This is a genomic window from Methanosarcina acetivorans C2A (assembly GCF_000007345.1).
Taxonomy (GTDB): domain Archaea; phylum Halobacteriota; class Methanosarcinia; order Methanosarcinales; family Methanosarcinaceae; genus Methanosarcina; species Methanosarcina acetivorans.
On sequence record NC_003552.1, the window covers coordinates 2,648,108 to 2,667,537 of the forward strand.

Annotated in this window: 15 protein-coding genes; 12 read left to right on the top strand and 3 right to left on the bottom strand. The window is 46.8% G+C overall.

Going from position 1 to position 19,430, the window contains the following annotated elements; all coding sequences use genetic code 11:
* Positions 1 to 143: 143 nt before the first annotated feature.
* The 3 genes from MA_RS11125 to carA all read right to left on the bottom strand — a co-directional run bounded on the left by MA_RS11125 (position 144) and on the right by carA (position 6,129).
* Complete coding sequence (locus tag MA_RS11125; protein WP_011022128.1) at positions 144 to 1,328, bottom strand: argininosuccinate synthase; 1,185 nt, start codon at positions 1,326 to 1,328, stop codon at positions 144 to 146.
* Positions 1,329 to 1,810: 482 nt separating this feature from the next.
* Positions 1,811 to 5,023 carry a carbamoyl-phosphate synthase large subunit gene (gene carB / locus MA_RS11130; protein ID WP_011022129.1) on the bottom strand — a complete coding sequence of 1,071 codons (3,213 nt, stop codon included), beginning with the start codon at positions 5,021 to 5,023 and terminating at the stop codon, positions 1,811 to 1,813.
* Positions 5,023 to 6,129, bottom strand: a complete 1,107-nt coding sequence (carA, locus tag MA_RS11135) for a glutamine-hydrolyzing carbamoyl-phosphate synthase small subunit (protein ID WP_011022130.1) — start codon at positions 6,127 to 6,129, stop codon at positions 5,023 to 5,025. Before carA ends, carB begins: the two co-directional genes overlap by 1 nt.
* A 684-nt stretch (positions 6,130 to 6,813) precedes the next feature.
* Here carA and MA_RS11140 point away from each other — a divergent pair.
* The 12 genes from MA_RS11140 (at position 6,814) to MA_RS11195 (ending at position 19,400) form a co-directional block, all read left to right on the top strand.
* The gene (locus tag MA_RS11140; protein WP_011022131.1) at positions 6,814 to 8,289 is read left to right on the top strand and encodes a quaternary amine ABC transporter ATP-binding protein; all 1,476 of its coding nucleotides are present in this window, start codon (positions 6,814 to 6,816) and stop codon (positions 8,287 to 8,289) included.
* Positions 8,283 to 9,113: an ABC transporter permease gene (locus tag MA_RS11145; RefSeq protein ID WP_011022132.1), complete on the top strand. Its 831-nt coding sequence runs from the start codon at positions 8,283 to 8,285 to the stop codon at positions 9,111 to 9,113. The genes MA_RS11140 and MA_RS11145 overlap by 7 nt, the downstream gene beginning before the upstream one ends.
* 204 nt (positions 9,114 to 9,317) lie before the next feature.
* On the top strand, positions 9,318 to 10,265 hold the full coding sequence (locus MA_RS11150) for a glycine betaine ABC transporter substrate-binding protein (RefSeq protein ID WP_011022133.1): 948 nt from the start codon (positions 9,318 to 9,320) through the stop codon (positions 10,263 to 10,265).
* A gap of 611 nt (positions 10,266 to 10,876) precedes the next feature.
* Positions 10,877 to 11,938, top strand: coding sequence for an ABC transporter substrate-binding protein (locus MA_RS11155; protein WP_226990827.1), 1,062 nt, complete (start codon positions 10,877 to 10,879; stop codon positions 11,936 to 11,938).
* 29 nt (positions 11,939 to 11,967) lie between these two features.
* Entirely contained in the window at positions 11,968 to 13,011 is a 1,044-nt protein-coding gene (locus tag MA_RS11160; RefSeq protein WP_048065319.1) for a FecCD family ABC transporter permease, read from the top strand.
* Entirely contained in the window at positions 13,008 to 13,805 is a 798-nt protein-coding gene (locus MA_RS11165) for an ABC transporter ATP-binding protein (protein WP_048065320.1), read from the top strand. The genes MA_RS11160 and MA_RS11165 overlap by 4 nt, the downstream gene beginning before the upstream one ends.
* Before the next feature lie 2 nt (positions 13,806 to 13,807).
* A complete protein-coding gene (locus MA_RS11170) occupies positions 13,808 to 14,587 on the top strand; it encodes a class I SAM-dependent methyltransferase (protein ID WP_048065321.1) in 780 nt (259 codons plus the stop codon).
* 16 nt (positions 14,588 to 14,603) lie between these two features.
* Positions 14,604 to 15,356, top strand: coding sequence for a class I SAM-dependent methyltransferase (locus MA_RS11175; protein WP_011022138.1), 753 nt, complete (start codon positions 14,604 to 14,606; stop codon positions 15,354 to 15,356).
* 198 nt (positions 15,357 to 15,554) lie between these two features.
* Positions 15,555 to 16,691 carry an ABC transporter substrate-binding protein gene (locus MA_RS11180; protein WP_011022139.1) on the top strand — a complete coding sequence of 379 codons (1,137 nt, stop codon included), beginning with the start codon at positions 15,555 to 15,557 and terminating at the stop codon, positions 16,689 to 16,691.
* On the top strand, positions 16,691 to 16,933 hold the full coding sequence (locus MA_RS11185; RefSeq protein WP_048065322.1) for a hypothetical protein: 243 nt from the start codon (positions 16,691 to 16,693) through the stop codon (positions 16,931 to 16,933). Before MA_RS11180 ends, MA_RS11185 begins: the two co-directional genes overlap by 1 nt.
* Before the next feature lie 77 nt (positions 16,934 to 17,010).
* Positions 17,011 to 17,781, top strand: coding sequence for a class I SAM-dependent methyltransferase (locus MA_RS24565; protein ID WP_011022141.1), 771 nt, complete (start codon positions 17,011 to 17,013; stop codon positions 17,779 to 17,781).
* Between the two features lie 527 nt (positions 17,782 to 18,308).
* Positions 18,309 to 19,400 (top strand): iron ABC transporter substrate-binding protein, encoded by a 1,092-nt coding sequence (locus tag MA_RS11195; protein WP_011022142.1) that lies wholly within the window; start codon positions 18,309 to 18,311, stop codon positions 19,398 to 19,400.
* Positions 19,401 to 19,430 lie beyond the last annotated feature (30 nt).

Sequence of the window (19,430 nt, forward strand, 5' to 3'; positions counted from 1 at the left end):
CAAAATAGCTATTACTGTAGCCTCGGAAAGATAATCTACAAATGCTTAGAAATCTTGGTTAAGGGAAATAGTAATAACTCAAATAGAAACAAAAATGATAAAAAGAAGTCTGCTCCTCTAAAAGGAACAGACAAAACCTAACATTATTTCTCCATTACTTTCCTGTACATCCTCGCCTGGAACCCGTGATACTTCGCAAACCCTTCCGCATCCTTCTGGTCAATGGTCTGGCTGTCAAAAGAAACCAGATCCTCAGAATAAAGTGCATTTGGCGAGCTGCGGGCAAGGATAGTAAGTGCGCCTTTGTAGAGCTTCACTTTCACTGTACCCGTGACCCTTTCCTGGGACTTGTCGATAAAGGCGTTGAGGTCGGCATAAAGCGGCTCGTCAACAAGCCCGTAATAGGCAAGTTCGGACCACTGTTCGTCGACGATCTTCTTGAACTTCAGTTCCCCGCGGGTCAGGACGAGTTTCTCGAGGTCGGCGTGGGCTGCGAGGAGGACGGTTGCAGCCGGGTGCTCGTAGTTCTCGCGGGCTTTTAAGCCAAGGACACGGTCTTCGATCATATCTGTCCTGCCGACGCCGTTCTCGCCTGCAATTTCGTTCAGCTTCCTGACAAGGGCGTAACCGCCGAGCTTTTCGCCGTCGAGGGCTACAGGGACTCCGGCTTCAAAGTCGATGTCAACGATCCTGGGCTCGTTCGGGGCATCTTCTGCGGATTTGGTCCACTCGAAGATCTCTTCCGGCGGGACAAAGGAGGGGTCTTCAAGCTTTCCGCCTTCGATGCTGCGGCTCCAGATATTTTCGTCAACGCTCCAGGGCTTGGCTTTTGTAACTTCTACCGGGATTCCGTGCTCTTTTGCGTAGTCGATTTCCCACTCGCGGGTCAGGTTCATCTCCCGCATGGGGGCGATTACGTCCATGTCGGTCTGGCGGAAGACGGCTTCGAAGCGGAGCTGGTCGTTGCCTTTTCCGGTACAGCCGTGGGCAAGGGCGACTGCGCCTTCTTTAATGGCAGCTTCCACCACTTTTTTGGCAATCAGCGGGCGGGCTACCGATGTGCCCATGACATAGCCTTCGTAGTCTCCGTTGGCTTTGATCAGGGGGAAGATGTAGTCTTTTACGAACTCTTCCTTTGCATCGATCGTGTAGTGTTTGTTGCTGATCTTCTCGGCTTTTGCATCAGCTTTTTTGATCTCTTCTTCGGGCTGGCCGACGTCTACTGAAATTGTAATTACTTCATCGTACCCGTACTTTTCCTTGAGGATGGGGATGCACACAGAGGTGTCAAGCCCACCGGAATATGCAAGTGCAACTTTCTTTACCATGCTTTTACTACCCCTTTCTGGTGATTTGTGATAGGAATGATAGTGACTACTTGTTTATGATTAATGGGTTTACGGATTAATGTTTGAATGAATTTACCTGTTAACGGATTTACCTGTTAACGGATTTACCTGTTAACGGATTTACCTGTTAATGGATTTACCTGTTAACGGATTTACCTTTAACGACTTAACCCTTAATGGATTAACCTTTAACGGATCAGTAACCCAGTAGGGTTAATAAGTTAAATAAGTTTAATCTTTGTGGGAGCGATATGTTTACTCCTGAAAATTCGACAGCTAACAGGCTGCCGGGTTCAAAAACTGATTTTATTTTTTGCCGGAGGACGGAAAGCCACCCTGCCGGCTGTGGTTCTCATTGATTCTTCCGTTTTTCCGCTGGCACAGCGATTTTTAAGCAGTACTTTACTTACAGGCTTCCTACAAACTTTTTTCTTTTTTTAATTTACCTTAGTTACCTTACTTTACAGCCCCATCTCTTTGTGGTACTCGTTGATGGATTTGATCGTAAGGTCCTCGCCTTTCTTCATGGTCTCAATCGCGGCTGCTGCTGCACTTGCTGCCTGAATCGTGGTGATGTAGGGGACCTTGAAGTCAACGGCTGCCCGCCTGATCCTGGAACCGTCTCTGCGGGACTGTTTGCTTGTCGGGGTGTTGATAATCAGGTCGACCTCGTCCCTGCGCATCATATCGATTACGTTCGGGCTTCCGTCGTGGACTTTCTTTACGGTATCCATGAAGACTCCGTGCTGGGCGAGGTAGTTCACGGTCCCGCGGGTGCCCATAAGTTCGAGGCCTGCTGCCTGCAGCTTTCTGGCAACTTCCACGAGTTCGGGCTTATCTGCGTTCCGTATCGAAAGGAAGACTTTTCCTGTAAGGGGGAGGAGGTTGTCGGCTGCAAGCTCTGCTTTATAATAGGCCCTTCCGAAGTCGTAGTCAATGCCCATGACTTCTCCCGTACTTTTCATTTCAGGGCCGAGGACGGGGTCTGCTCCGGGCAGTTTGTCGAAGGGCAGGAGGACTTCTTTGATCGAGACGTGTTTGGGCTTTGGCTCGTCGGTGTATCCCATCTCCTTTAAGCTGTGTCCGGCAATGACTCTGGCTGCAATCTTTGCAAGCGGGAGGCCGACAGCTTTTGAGACGAAGGGAATGGTCCTGCTTGAACGCGGGTTCGCTTCGAGCACAAAGACCTTTCCGCCTTTTTCTGCCATCTGGATGTTGATCAGGCCCTTGACCCTCAGGCCGAGGGCAATCTTCCGGGTGTAGTCCCTCACCTGGGCGAGTACGTCTTCCGAGAGCGACTGGGGCGGGATTACACAGGCCGAGTCTCCGGAGTGGACCCCGGCTTCTTCGATGTGCTCCATGATTGCCCCGATAAGGACATCTTTCCGGTCGCAGACGGCATCCACATCGATTTCGCAGGCACCTTCCAGGAAGTCGTCAATAAGGATTGGGTGTTCGGGAGAGACCCTGACTGCCTCTTTCATATAGCGTTCAAGGTCGATTTCGTCGTAGACGATCTCCATGGCTCTTCCGCCGAGTACGTAGGACGGGCGCACCAGGACCGGGAACCCTATCCTCTGGGCAACCTCGATTGCTTCATGCTGGGAGGTCGCATACCCGCCTTCCGGCTGGAGGATGCCGAATTTCTGCATGAGGACGTAGAACTTTTCCCTGTCTTCGGCAAGGTCCATGTCTTCGGGGTCAGTGCCCATGATCATGGTGTCAAGATCGGTCCTGCGCTTTAATTCCTTTTTCAGGGGGAGTGCAAGGTTGACCGAGGTCTGGCCCCCGAACTGCACAAGGACCCCGTCAGGCCTCTCACGTTCGATTACGTTCATTACGTATTCCATGGTGAGGGGTTCGAAAAAGAGCTTGTCCGAGGTGTCAAAGTCCGTTGAGACGGTCTCGGGGTTGTTGTTAATGATATGGGTCTCTATGCCTTCTTCCCTGAGCGCGGTTACTGCGTGGACGGTACAGTAGTCAAACTCGATTCCCTGGCCGATCCTGATCGGGCCTGCACCGAGAATGAGGATTTTCTTCCTGTCTGTGGGGTTTGTCTCACAGGTATCTTCGTAAGTGGAATAGTAATAGGGGGTTGCTGCCTGGAACTCAGCTGCACAGGTGTCGACCATCTTGAAGGTGGCTAAAATTCCTGCGTCATGCCTGAGGTCGCTGATCTGTTCCCTTGTTTTGCCGGTCAGTTCCGCAAGGCGGGTGTCCGGGAAGCCCAGCTTCTTTACTTCGCGCAGGAGTTCAGAGGTCAGTTCTTCTGTCCTGATGCGTTTTTCCATTTCAACGATCTTCTTTATCTTTGAGATGAAGAAGGGGTTGATGCTCGTGAGTTCGGCAATTTCCTTTACCGACATTCCCCGCTCAAGCGCATGGAAGATCACGAAAAGGCGTTCGCTTGTGGGAGTCTTGAGAAGGGTTTTGACCTCGTGCTCGTCCCAGCGTTTATTTCCGAGCTGGGAGTCAATATCAAGAGATTTGAAAGCCTTCAGGAGGGACTCTTCCATTGTCCTGCCGATTGCCATGATTTCTCCGGTACTCTTCATGGCTGTGGTCAGGGTCTTGTCCGCAGTTACGAATTTGTCAAAAGGCCACCTTGGGATCTTTGTGATCACATAGTCCAGAGCCGGCTCAAAAGAAGCAGGGGTATTTTTGGTGACGCTGTTAATGATCTCATCGAGCGCCATTCCGATTGCAATCTTTGCGGTTACGCGGGCAATCGGGTAGCCTGTGGCTTTGGATGCAAGGGCTGAAGACCTTGAGACCCTAGGGTTTACTTCGACAATGCGGTAGTCGCCTTCCTTTAAAGCGTACTGGATATTGCACCCTCCTTCGATCTTAAGGGCACGGATGATCTTAATAGAGGCACTCCTGAGCATCTGGTGCTCTGCGTCGGTCAGGGTCTGGGAAGGGGCAACAACTGCCGATTCTCCGGTGTGGACGCCCATGGGGTCGATGTTTTCCATGTTACAGATCACGATACAGGTATCGTTTGCGTCTCTCATGACCTCATACTCGACTTCTGCCCAGCCGAGCACGCTTTCTTCAATAAGGACCTGGCTGATACGGCTGCGCCTGAGCCCGCGTTCGGTAATCTCAAGGAGCTCTTCTTTTGTGCGGGCAATCCCGCCGCCGGCACCTCCGAGGGTGTAAGCCGGGCGGACGATCAGAGGCAGGCCGAGTTCCTCGACAACCTCTTCGGCTTCCTTTAAGGTATGGACTGCACGGCTCTGGGGGACTTTTTCCCCGATCCTCAGCATGGTCTCTTTGAAGAGTTCCCTGTCTTCCGTGTTTTTAATGGCTTCGACAGGGGTTCCCAGGATCTGGACCCCGTATTTTTCAAAGACGCCCATTTCCGCAAGTTCGCTCGTGATATTCAGGCCGGTCTGTCCGCCGATGCCTGCAATTATCCCGTCCGGGCGCTCTTTTTCAATGATTTTTTCCACAATTCTGGCATCAAGGGGCTCGATATAGACCGAATCCGCCATTTCGGGGTCAGTCATGATGGTTGCAGGGTTTGAGTTTACGAGCACGACCTGTACACCTTCTTCTTTTAAGGACCTGCAGGCCTGGCTTCCCGAGAAGTCGAATTCTGCAGCCTGCCCGATTGTGATCGGGCCCGAACCTATAAGCAAAACTTTCTTTATGTCCTCACGTTTTGGCATCAGAGATCCCCTCCGAGGACCTTTACAACCTTGCCGAAAAATGTTTCTTCGGTATCCATAGGTCCTGCCTGGGCTTCGGGGTGGAACTGCACACTGAAAATGTCCAGGTCTTTGTGGGATACTCCTTCAACGGTTTTGTCGTTTGCGTTCAGGTACTTCACATAAAGGCCGGTCCCTTCAAGGGAATCCGCATCAACGGCATACCCGTGGTTCTGGGAGCTTATGAAAATCTTGTTTTCAATCAGGTCCTTTACCGGCTGGTTTCCTCCCCTGTGTCCGAACTTAAGCTTGTAAGTCCTGGCTCCCATAGCAAGAGAGATAATCTGGTGCCCGAAACAAATCCCGGCTACCGGAATCGTGCCTGCAAAAGCCTTTACCGCATTGATTGCATCGGTTGCCTTTTCCGGGTCTCCTGGCCCGTTTGAGATAAAAAGTAGATCAGGCTCGAAACCTGCAATTTCCTTCGGTTTTGTGGTTGCAGGGACCAGGGTGAGGTCAATTCCCCTTTTATGCAGGTTGTTTATGATGTTCCTCTTTATGCCGAGGTCGACCACAACCGCGTGTTTGGGTTTGCCGCTGCCTTTCCAGGCGCACTCCGCTCCAGGGATGAAGTGGGGTTCTTTGCATGTTACGCGGGCGATAAGTTCCTCATCCGTTATCTGGGGGAAATTCCTTGCCACTTTAACGGCCTCTTCCCCATCATCACTGCCTGTAATCAGGGCAGCACGCATGGTCCCGCGCTCCCTTGCCCCTATGGTGAGCATACGGGTATCCACACCTTCGATCCCCGGTTTTCCCTCGTCCTCCAAAAACTGGTGAATTGAACGGGTGGATTTGTAGTGATAGGGTTTTTTGCAGGCTTCCCGGACAACAAGCCCCTCCGCATGGATGTTGTCGGATTGGAAACGCTCCCCACTGACACCGTAATTCCCTATCAGAGGGTAGGTGAACATTAAAATCTGGCCTTTGTAGGAAGGGTCAGTCAGAGCCTCCTCATATCCCGTGAATTGAGTGGTAAAAACAAGTTCGCCGCAAGCTGTGCCTTCGGCACCAAAACCGGTGCCCCTAATAACTGTTCCGTCTTCTAATCCTAGTACTGCTTTCATCATCTGAACCTGCGAGTAAATGTCATAAGACATGTATAAGTGTTGCGATGACTTTCCCGGTTTCCGGATTTCTTTATTTTTTTCAGTCTTTTAATATATAAACCTATCAATTAATTATTTCTTTTGAGACGACGGTCTTAAAACTGTATAAAAATTTCTTGTCCAAAAACCCCGTGTTCAGTAAAATATGTTCATTTAAGCTCAATGATAAGTTCATTTAAGCTCGGTCAACATGAAACCGTTCCAGTATCTTTACAAAATTTATTACAGTTACTGTAATTTATTTATGTTTCTTCATGGGGGGATTCACTTTTATATAATAACGAGCATAACCCGATATCCAAATATGCTAAAGTAAAGCCAAATTTCATACTTTTAGATCCTGGCTTTATATATGGTTTATGCCATTTTTGTTGCTTTCAATATTTGTAATATATTAATTTTCCGCAATAATATTATATACGATTGGGGGAAACTAACAGGCAGGAAAATAAACCATTTAAGCTGTAAAAAATAGAAAGTTTTCTTTAATCTATATTTTCAGTTGCCTTAAATTAATTGTACAGACACAACTAATTTGACTAAAATTCAGTTTTTATTTCCCGGATTTTTGCGGCAACTCTTTTCATTTCCTACCGAACATCGATAGTTCTTAAAAAACTTCGGTTAAACCGGGGTGTCATAATGGACAAAAATGTAAAACTCGAAGTACGAAACATAACTAAAATTTTTGGAAAGGATCCCCAGAAAGTAATTTCCCTTCTAAACAAAGGTTTATCCAAAAGTGAAATTTTTGAAAAAACAAAGCATACTGTCGGGCTCAACAGCGTTAACTTTGAGGTCTACGACGGAGAGATTTTCGTCATAATGGGGCTTTCGGGTTCCGGAAAATCCACCCTCCTACGCTGTTTGAACCGTCTTATTGAACCAACGGCCGGAGAAATCCTGATCGACGGGCGGGCCATTACCGGCATGAGCCCCGAAGCCCTGAGAACTACCCGCAGGAGCAAGCTTGGAATGGTCTTTCAGAGTTTTGCCCTGCTCCCCCACAGGACAGTCCTGGACAACGTGGCTTACGGGCTTGAGATTCAGGGAATACCTAAAGAAGAACGCTACTCAAAGGCTCTCGAATCCATAGAAACCGTAGGGCTCAAAGGCTATGAACACAGCCGGATAACGGAACTCAGCGGAGGTATGAAGCAGCGGGTAGGGCTTGCAAGGGCGCTTGCCAACGACCCTGACATCCTGCTTATGGACGAGGCTTTCAGTGCCCTTGACCCCCTTATCAGGAGCGATATGCAAGACGAGCTGCTCGCCCTTGAGGACAGGGTGCAAAAGACAATTATCTTTGTTTCCCACGACCTGGATGAAGCCCTGAAACTCGGGGACCGAATCGCCCTTATGAAAGACGGGGAAGTTGTACAGATAGGAACGCCCGAAGAGATCCTGACCGAACCCGCAGACTCCTATGTTTCGAGGTTCGTTGCAGGAGTCGACCGATCAAAAGTACTGACCGCCGAATCGGTAATGAAACGGCCCGAACCTCTCGTATCTCTCAATTCCGGGCCCAGGGTTGCCATTCAGTTGATGAAAGACCATGGGATCTCCTCAATCTACGTGGTTGAAGGAAAGAACAGGCGTCTAAAAGGCATACTCATGATAGGGGACGCCCTTGAAGCCCTGAAGACCGGAAAAAGCCTTGAAACCGCGATGATCCCGGAAGCGCCTCGCGTGGCTCCGGACCTGCCCCTTAGCGACATAATCCCTTTGATTGCGGAAAGCCCGTACCCCCTTGCCGTGGTCAATGATTCCGGAAAGCTGATAGGAATTATAGTCAGGGGTACTGTCCTTGGCGCTCTTGCAATGTCCGGAGAAAACTCCGAAGAAAACGGGCAGCCAGAAGGAAAAGTTTCTGAGGAAAAGGTTTCAGATGAAGGAAACCCGTCAGGAAAAACTCCCGAAGAAAAGCCCCCTGAAAAAACTATTTTCAGCGGTAAAAATGAAGGGGAAGCCGGGCCTCCGTTCGGAGGCTCAGACGTCTCCCACAGTATAATTAACAGCGGAATTGGCAGCGAACCTGTGCCTCTGGAAGCAGAAGCAAAGGAAGAAACCCCTTCAAAGTCTGATGCTATTCCGGGCCCTGAGGTGAAAACATGCTGATTCCCCGCCTCCCAATCGGTGACACGGTTGAATTTGCTGTGGACTGGATCGAAGCCAATTTTGGCTCACTTCTTGATTTCATAAGTGATAAGCTTGATTTCCTGATCTCGGGTTTAAAAGACGCTCTGCTTTTACTGCCTCCTGAACTCTTTATCCTTGTAATTGCCTTGCTTGCTTACTTTGCAGGGAAACGAAACCTCAAGCTTGCAATCGGGACTGCTTTTGGCTTTTTTCTTATTGACAATATGGGGCTCTGGACACTTTCGATGGAGACGCTGGCTCTTGTGCTTTCTTCTGCTCTCCTTGCCCTTATTATAGGAATTCCTACGGGAATCCTCAGCGCAAAAAATGAAGTGCTTTACCACTTTTTAAAGCCAACGCTTGACTTCATGCAGACCATGCCGCCTTTTGTATACCTGATCCCTGCCCTACTCTTTTTTGGGCTTGGAAACGTGCCGGGCATGATCGCAACTGTTGTTTTTGCAATGCCTCCTGCGATCAGGCTCACAAACCTCGGGATCAGGCAGGTTCCAAAAGAGCTCACCGAAGTTGCTGATGCCTTTGGCTCCACAGGCTGGCAGAAACTTACAAAGGTGGAACTGCCTGTAGCTCTCCCGACCATAATGGCCGGGATCAACCAGTGCATTATGCTCTCTCTTTCCATGGTCGTCATTGCTGCCATGATAGGAGCAAGAGGGCTCGGATACCAGGTCCTTTTCGGGATCCAGAGAGTGGATATCGGCCTCGGCTTCGAAGCCGGGCTCGCCATTGTCATAATCGCAGTTGTCCTCGACCGCGTTACCCAGCACCTCAGTCCCAGGTAAAACCCTGAGGGTCCTGAAAACCCTTGGCTGAAAACTCTTCGCTCCTGATTTCGCCCTGAAACAGGTATTCAGGGTTCTCAGAAATCAGGATTTTTCACTTTAACAGGGGCACCCTCTATCCTCCAGAAGATGGTGCATCTTTCATTTCAATCCCCTGGTTAAAAACCAAAAATAAAAAGAAACTCCAAAAAGGTTGTAGATATCTTGACCAATTCAAAATTAAATCCTGAAGAAAAAAAACTCGGATCGGTTCTGGCAATCGTTCTGATAATAGGGCTTTCCCTTTTTGCAGCAGGTTGTGCAGAACAGGGAGATGAAACCGTAGAAGGCGCAGAAACTGCTCCTGCCGAAGAGGCTTCGGAATTAAGCGAACCTGTAACTATAGGCTATGTGTTATGGGACGGGGAGATTGCAAGTACCAATGTGATTCAGCAGGTCCTCGAACAGGCAGGGTATGAAGACGTGGAAATCGTTGCGGTTGATGCAGGCCCTCTCTATCAGGGACTTGCTGACGGACAGTTTGATTTCACAACTTCCGCCTGGCTCCCCTACACTCACCAGAGCTACTGGGAAGCTTACGGAGACCAGCTCGACTCTGTCCAGACTAACCTCGAAGACTGTAAGATCGGGCTTGTCGTGCCATCTTACGTAACCATAGACTCCATTGAGGAACTCAATTCCGAAAAGGATAAGTTCAACGGTCAGATTATCGGGATCGACCCCGGAGCAGGCATCATGCAGGCATCCGAAACCGCAATCACCGATTACGACCTTGATATGGAGCTCGTTTCAGGCAGCAGTGCCGCAATGACCACCTCCCTGAAAAAATCAATCGACTCCGAAGAGTGGACAGTTGTAACCCTCTGGTCCCCTCACTGGGCATTTAACCGCTGGGACCTCAAATACCTGGATGACCCGAAAGGTGCATATGGCGATGCCGACCATGTTGAAACCCTTGCAAGGCTTGGCCTTGAAGAAGAAAAACCTAACCTCTACGGCATCCTGACCCGCTTCCAGTGGACCCATGACGATATCCAGACTGTAATGATGGACATCGAAAATGGCACTGCCCCTGAAGAAGCCGCAGCAAACTGGGTTGCAAACAACCCGGAAAAAGTTAACGAATGGATAGGAGAAAAGTCAGAAGAGTAAATCTCTCTTCTCTTTTCTTTCCTCTTATTTTTTAAAATTTATTACCGCTCTTTTTTTGGTCATCTTTTTCGGTTAGTTTTCATAGTTTTTCAATTAGTTCTCGGGAAATGTAATTCCGCTTCATGACAAAGGCTTTGGTAGATACTGGAGTCTCATACCTGTTTACACTGTTGAATTAATATAAAATAACACAATATTTAGAAAATAAAATTATTTATACTACAAAATTCTTAATGATGGCTATATAATAATACTATTTAATAAATTATTAATACATTAAAACCCCTAAAGTACTTTGTTGTTACTGGACTGACGACGACTACGAGGCCGGATAACGAGTTCTTACGACAGATCCTCGTTATTAGGATCTATGCAGATCCATAAAATCATTATGGCAGATATCTTTTCCGCTAAATGGTAGGAGTCTACAGGTTACAATCTAATAAGGATATCGAACGGGACTTCTACGCCATGATATGAAATTAGCTCTTGGCATAATCTGAGTGATAGTGGTTAGCATGCGCTATAGATTTAGAACGTTCACGATCCTTGCGATCATATTGGTTATCTTTACGGTCTTTACAGTTTCTGGCTGTGTCACAAAAGGAGGTATGGATGATCAGGCAAAGACGATAACCGTTACGGATATGGAGGGAAGGTCGGTTACTGTAAAGGTCCCGGTAGAACGGATTGTCTTAATGGAATCATCCAAAACACACGAGCTGGCCGCCATAGATGGGGCTGCAATCGTCGATAAGATTGTCGGATGGGACAATGATTTCAAAGACAATGCCGGTGACGGGTACGTGAAGTTCATAGAAAGATATCCGAAGTTGGCTGATGTTCCCAACGTAGGCTCTCTTGACGACAATACATTCAGCGTTGAAAAGGTAATCGCGTTGAATCCTGACGTTGTCATCATGCACAACTGGGAATTCATGTGGAGCGGGGACGCGACTAAAGAAGCCCTTGTCAAGCTGGAACAGGCAGGTATCCCCGTAATCTTCGTGGATTTCTACATGGAGCCAATGACCAACTCCACAAAGAGTATGCTGCTGCTTGGTCAAATTCTTGGAAAAGAGCAAAGGGCTAAAGATATCGTCGAATTTTATAATCAACACGTCGAAGCGGTCTATTCACGCTTGGAGACGAGTGACGGACTGAAGCCCGGCGTATATATAGAGACAGGATACAATGGCCCAGAGACATATGGGATAACCGAGGGGGATGTCGGGTGGGGATCGATCGTAAAGAAAGCGGGTGGAGAAAACATTGCTGAGCCATTATTAGGAAATACCAGCAAAGCGCTCAGCCCTGAGTACCTCATCAACCAGAATCCAGATATCATAATACTGACCGGTCGGAACTGGTCCACACCAGGATCAATCAGGATGGGATATACTTCAACCGCTGCAGATACGAAGGATACGATGGATGCATATATTGCACGTCCGGGGTGGAACACGATTAATGCTGTCAATACCCACCAGGTGTACGGCATTTATCATGGGTACTGCTTCAGCATCTATAATTTTGTGGCACTGGAAGCTTTTGCTAAGTGGTTTTATCCAGAGGAATTCAAAGATCTTGATCCCAATACCACCATTCGGGAGTATCATGAAAAGTTTATGCCCATTGAATACAGCGGGACATTCATGTATAGAAATTATTAAAAAATGTGGACCTGAGGAGCAGCTTTAGGATGAATGTTGAGGTAAAAACGGCATACAAGGAAATAACGGGAAGGAAGCATATCTCTCTCCTCTTGATCTCGGCAGCGATCTTCCTCACTTTTGTCATCGACATCATGACAGGACCGGCTTCTTTATCGGTAAGTGAGGTCATTTCGACGATATTGTTCCCTGCCTACAGCGAGCCTTCAGTTCAGGTTATTGTTTGGACCTTCCGCCTACCTGTTGCCCTTATGGCGATAGTGATCGGAATAGCTTTAGGCCTTGCTGGTGCGAACATGCAAACTATCCTCGATAATCCTCTGGCCAGCCCTTATACGCTTGGCATTTCGGCAGCTGCCGGGTTCGGCGCCGCACTGGCCATTGTGCTTGGAGTGGGAGTGTTGCCTTTTGCAGATACCTTATTCGTGCCGGTCAATGCGTTCGTGTTCTCGCTAATCAGTTGCATGGCAATATATGGTATTGCCAGGTTCAAGAAGGCTACTTCCGAGACCATAGTACTTACCGGTATCGCTGTGCTGTTCCTGTTCAATTCTCTGCTGGGGTTACTGGAGTATAAGGCAAACCCGGAGCAGGTCCAAGCTATCGTTTTCTGGCTTTTCGGCAGCCTGACCAAGACGAACTGGACCACTCTGCGCATTACGGTGGGGATTGTTTTAGTAGTCATACCGCTGCTGGCCATAGATGTCTGGAAGCTTACTGCTCTCCGGCTAGGTGACGATAAGGCAAAAAGCCTTGGAGTGGATGTCGAAAGGATGAGAATAAAGGGCTTGATCCTGATTTCAGTTCTTACGGCCACGGCGGTGGCGTTCGTGGGCACCATCGGGTTCATCGGTCTTGTGTCTCCTCATATCGCGCGGATGCTTGTAGGTGAAGACCACCGGTACTTTTTGCCCTGTTCAGCCCTATCCGGGGCGTTCATACTCTCCACTGCCTCAATTCTCAGCAAAATTGTAGTCCCGGGGATTATATTCCCCATCGGAATACTCACATCACTGATAGGTATACCGTTTTTCATCTGGCTCTTGCTGTCTAAGAAGAAGGGATATTGGTGAAGCTGGAAATTAGAAACCTCAAGTTCGGATATAATTCCAGTCCTGTATTAAAAAATGTAAGCATGGTAGCCGAGCCTATGGTCACTGCGATCATAGGCCCAAACGCTGCCGGAAAATCTACCTTACTTAAATGTATTTGTGGGATACTCAAGGCTGAAGGGTCAATAATCCTCAATGGAAAAGACCTGAAGGCGTGTCAGAAGGACGAGGTCATAAAAGCTATTAGCTACCTTCCTCAGGAATCTTCTACAAGCGCATTCATGACTGTGTTAGAGGCAACATTGCTGGGAAAAATAAGCTCGCTAGGTTGGAGGATCAAGGACGAGGACCTGTCCGCATCTATGGATACGCTTGAAAAGCTCGGGATAGAAGATTTGGCGATGAGGCCAATGAATGAGCTAAGTGGCGGACAGAAGCAAATGGTATCCATTGCCCAGTCGATCATCCGAAAGCCCGAAGTGCTCCTCATGGACGAGCCTACGAATTCACTGGATCTCCAGCGGCAGCTCGAGCTTTTTGACGTGATCCAGAACATCACGGATGAAAACGGAATGACGACGATCGTAGCATTACATGACCTCAACCTGGCGGCCCGCTACGCGGGAAAAGTCATATTGATTAATGGGGGTAAGATCATGGCAGCAGGAAGTCCGGCTTCTGTGATAACCGAAGCGATGATCCGGGAAGTCTACGGGGTCAATGCCAGAGTAATGCTCGACGGTGAAGGCATACCGCAAGTCATACCAATTAATTCAACGCGAAAACGCGGGATAAAAAAGGCCATAAAGGGATGATCATGATGGAGTCAGGAAAGCTTGACCTTGACAGAACCAAGGAAGGAGTAAAAAAATACTGGGATTACGGAAGCAAGTTTTATGATACGGCACCAGGTCTCGGGGGAAACGAGGAAAGCCAGATATGGAAAAAGTTATTATCATCCTCGATCGGCCCGGACCTCAAAAACATTCTGGACGTTGGCAGCGGTACCGGAATAATCGCCATGTACCTGGCAGAGCTGGGCTATGGAGTGACGGCTGTCGACTTTAGTGAAGGAATGATGGATATCGCCCGGAAAAAGGCATTAGAAAAGGGAGCGAAGATCCGGTTCATGGAAGGAGATATCGAGAACCTTAGCTTCGAGGATGAAACTTTTGACTGTGTCACAGCCCGGTATGTGCTCTGGACGCTGCCTCATCCGGAGAAGGCGCTCAAGGAATGGGTAAGGGTTGTAAAGCCTGGCGGTAGGATTGTCATCATTGACGGCAAGTGGGTTACAAGGGGTTTACTGCCCCGTATATCTGCAATGAATTATCATATTTATCGATTTATAAAATACGGAAAAAATCCCTTCACCTACGATTATAGGAAGGAGGTAAGTGTCGGTCTCCCCAATCCTCATGGGGTTGAAAAAAAGCAGATTATGGAATATGTATCTAAAGCAGGCTTAACCGATATCGTCGTTACCGATTTGAAGATAATTAGGGATATTCAGCGAAAGAAACTACCCTGGTATTTGAAATATGCTAATGATCATCCGATTTTTATGGTTCGGGGTACCGTTGCTAAAAAAGGATAAAATTTGAGGTATTATTATGGCAATTAATGAAAACAAGATAAAGGAAGAGATCACGAAGCGGTGGGACTACTCGTCTCAACACTACGATACATATCACGGTCACGGGATAAAGAGCGATGAAGAGGCAGCAGCCTGGACCGCTCTTTTCAGACAGGTAATCCCCGGGGAAAAGCTAAATGTTCTGGATGTCGGCTGCGGCACGGGCGAGATGAGCAGGATACTGGCAGAGATGGGGCATAAGGTGACGGGTATAGACCTGTCCGAGAAAATGCTCACGGTAGCAAAGTCGAAGGCTTCCGGTAGTATCGAGTTTCGGAGAGGCGACGCAGAAAATCCCCCCTTCGATGAAGGAAAGTTCGATGCAGTCGTGACCAGGCACGTGCTCTGGACGCTGCCGAATCCGGAAAAAGCCCTTAAAAGCTGGCGGAATGTGCTGAAGTCCGGAGGAAGAGTAGTCGTTCTGGATGGGATATGGGATAATGGCAGTTTTGAGACGCGTATGAGGAGAAAAATAGGCAACCTTATGATACATATTGTTGAAAAGAATGATATCTCTAAAGACAGTTATACTGCGGAAATGAACTCCATGCTGCCCAACGCAAAAGGAGTATCGTTAGATAAGGCTCGGGAATATATGGAAAAAACCGGGTTCAAAGACGTACGGTCGCTTGGACTGGACAAACTGGTGAAAATCCAGAAAAAGCATATGCCGTTCAGGTATAAGATATCCTACAAGTATGAGTATTACGCGATCTATGGCCTGAAATGAAATTGCAGAATTAATTTGTGAATGAACATTAAACAATAATAAATAATAAATCATACTATTTTTCAATATAATAACAAAAAATAGAGAAAAAATAAAAATATTCAACTATTATATCATATTTTATTGTATTTATCATACTAAATATTGACATAAGTAAAGCTATACCTGAAACGAAAGAGGCATGAAAGAGGCATAGATGTGAATAAAAATAATTCAATTTTAATTGTTATAGCTTTAATTATTTTATTAGTTGCCGGTGTATTCATAATACCCGTCTCTCCTGATAAATCGACAGAAAATAATACAATAACAGTAACAGATTTGGCGGGAAGAACGGTGTCCCTTAAAGTACCAGCCGAAAGAGTAGTTCTCGGGAGTTCAAGAGATCTCCATGAATTTGCTGCTGTCGAAGGAGAAAACTTTTCTAATAAAATAGTTGGCTGGGGCCCGGATCTTAGAAAATCTGATAAGGACACTTATGACAAGTTTGGAGAAAAGTACCCGGAAATCAAGAACATACCTGAAGTTGGATACTATGGGAGTCAAGACTTCAGTATCGAAAAGGTTGTTTCACTAAAACCCGATCTTGTCATATTCCCCATGTTTGATTATGATCGGGCAAAAGACGATTTGAGCAAATTTGAACAGGCTGGAATACCTGTGGTTTTTACTGATTTTTATCAGGATACGCTTGAAAACTCAACTAAGAGTATCACGCTGCTGGGTAAACTACTCGGTAAGGAAAAACGGGCTAAGGAAATCACAGATTTTTACGATGAACAGACAGACATTGTGTATTCGAGACTTTCCAAAATCAATAAAACCAAGCCCAAGGTATATATTGAAAGCGGTTGGAAGGGTGCTTCTGAATACGGCAGGACCTACAGCAGTTTAGGTTGGGGCCCAATTGTGGATAAAGCCGGCGGTGATAATATTGCCAGGAATTTTACTTCCGAGTCGGCGACCGTAGCTCCCGAGTTCTTGATTGATGCCGATCCGGACATTATCATCATTACCGGTTCTAATTGGGTGACTACGCCGGATTCCGTAAAATTAGGATACTATGCCAACCAGGACTCATCCAAGGATCTCCTTAAGGCATATCTACAGCGCCCCGGCTGGGACTCCCTGCAGGCCGTAGAAAATCAAGAAGTGTACAGCATCTTTCACACCTACGACAGCAGGATTTACAGCTTTGCCGGCCTCCAGATACTTGCAAAGTGGTTCTATCCCGAAGAGTTCAGTGATGTTGATCCGGAAGCCGGAATAAAGGAATTCCATGCGAGGTTCATGCCCATTGATTACAGTGGAACCTGGATGCTGGACCTGACGTGATGCCTGGAAAAACGGCAGAGCACCTGTCTATTAACCCGGCTGTTGCTGGCAGTGGATCAATGACTCTTAAAGACCAGGAGGATCACGGTAAAAATCACATGCAAGAAGTTATATCAGCACCGTCGGCGTCCGCGCTGACTGAAGAGAAGATGGTATCGGTATACGGCATCGAAGCCAGAGTGACCATTGATGAAAATAGGATTCAAAAGGTGATTCCTTCCCTCCAGGGCCAAGCGATATAAATAAACCAGGCAGTGCTAAGGCCCCATAGCCGGGAAATCAACTGGAAGTCAAAGAACTGGAATGGAGAGACTGAAATATGGGTAGTGCCGAATTTTGGAGCAATGCTGCATTGGAATATAATAAAAAAACAATATATGACTTTGACAATGAAAAGACCAATCGAGCTTGGCGGGAAGTTCTTGTGGATATCCTGGGTCAGAAAGAGAATATGAGGGTGTTGGATGCCGGCTCTGGAACGGGTTTTTTGTCCATGTTACTGGCAACAATGGGCCACAGTGTCGTCGGGGTGGAACGGGCACCTAACATGTTAAAAATTGCCTCAGAAAATGCGGTTAACAGGGGGTTGCATGTAGATTTCGTGTTGGGTGACGTTTATAATCTCCAGATGATAGAGCAGGACAGCTTCGATGCTCTACTTTCCCGTTATCTGGTGTGGACTCTGGAAAGTCCTGAAAAAGCCTTTAGAGAATGGTTACGGGTGTTAAAGCCCGGAGGCAGGCTGATAATTATTGATGCAAACTGGTACCCTAATTTAAGTCGTTCTCCCTTTTTAAAAATGTGGCGTAAAATGTCTTGGTTGCTGGATTTTGTGACCGAAGGTAAAAAATTGAGGGGGCGCGGAGAGGGAGATGTGGCTTTTTACAACCTGCCCTTTAGTAGGGTAGAACGACCGGAGGAGGATGTAAGGCTGTTGGAGTTATGCGGCTATAGAGTATTGGAAATAAAACCCAATATTCGCCCGCAGATCAATGACTTACTTGATTACCTTAAAACGGGTTATTGGGGACCCATATTCGTAATTATTGCGGAAAAGTCCTGTGAAGAGGAGAAAACTCATTCTGCATAAAATGAGAAATTTTCCTTAAACTGACTTTCCGCAGGTGTTCTTTCAATTTTTACAATTATTCCTGCTATCATTTGAACAGAATAAATATTTCCTATGATTTTAGGAGAGCGAAGGAGACTTCCGGCCTTAGATTGTTTTATCCCAAAATTATTTCGCTTTGTTAATTTCTTTTATTGCAGTTATATATCGTATACAAATTATCCGCTATTTTACTTCAACTTCGAATTTGTTTCATTTTACATAATCATTCCATAGTGCCAAAATGGGATTGGAATTTATGCAAAACTTAATCTTTTACGTCTCATGCAATTGTATCTTGTATTGAACTTTCAAATGGTTTTGAATCTGCGAAATCATTTCCGGATACAATAATTTCAGGCTGAAGTTAAAGTTAGTTTTATCTGCTTGTATAATAAATCATACTATTTACAAAGAATTGTCGATATTATACTAAATTATAGGTAATTTAGTCAGTTTTATGTAGTTTTATGTAATACATTTACACTATCAGATCAGAGGAAAGTAACATGAAAATCATCACTTGTTTCGGAAGAAATGTCACAATACCTGAGAATATCGATAGGGTAGTCTGCTCGGGAGGAGGGTGCCTTCGCTACCTGGTATACCTGCAGGCCCAGAACTATGTAGTAGGGGTTGACAGTATTGAAAAGGAAAAAAGAGAAATTGAGGGCCGTCCCTACGTCCTTGCAAACCCGCAGCTCAAAGATTATCCTCTTATTGGCGAATTCAGGGGCGAGGATGACCCTGAAAAAATGATTGCCGTTGGCCCGCAGGTAATCTTGAAAACCATCACACCCGGTTCTGTATCTGTGACCAGTGCGGCTGATGCTGACAAGCTTCAGGATGAAACCGGCATCCCGGTTGTTATGTTCCCGTATGGATCTTTGAAGAATCAAAAAGACAGAGTTGAAATGAATAACTCCCTCAGAGTAATGGGCGAGGTCGTAGACAAACAGGAGAGGGCAGAAGAAGTAATTGCTTATATCGACGCTACGATGCATGACCTCCAAAACAGGACAGTGGGCATTCTTGAATCCGAAAGAAAGGTTGTTTATGTAGGAGGAGTGAGCAGTAGAGCGGCGGCTTATGGGATAATCTCTACCGAGCCGGCTTACCCTCCATTCCTGTGGGTGAATGCAAACAACGTTGCAGCCGGAATAGGTGCAGACCATGCGCATATTGCTATGGAAGCTCTCTTAGATTGGGACCCGGAGTATCTGTTTGTCGATATGAGTACAATCCAGCGGTGCGATGGAGGAGCCATAGGAGAACTCAAAAATGATGCGGCTCTCACAGGGCTTTCAGCAATAAAGAATAACAAGGTCTATGGAGTGATTCCTTACAACTATTACAGCATCAACTTTGAATCGGTGCTTGCAAACGCTTATTTTGTAGGAAAAGTACTTTATCCGGCCCTTTTTGAAGATATCAACCCGGAAGCCAAAGCCAATGAAATTTATACTTTCTTCGTTGGCAAACCGGTATTTTCCGAACTGAACGGACAGTACGGAAACTTGGTATTCAAGCAAATACCACTGTGTGATGGGGATATAATGGAGTGCATTTTGCCGACGGAGCAGTTCCGGAAGATTACCTGACTTATGTCAGGAAAAAATATTTCTGGATCA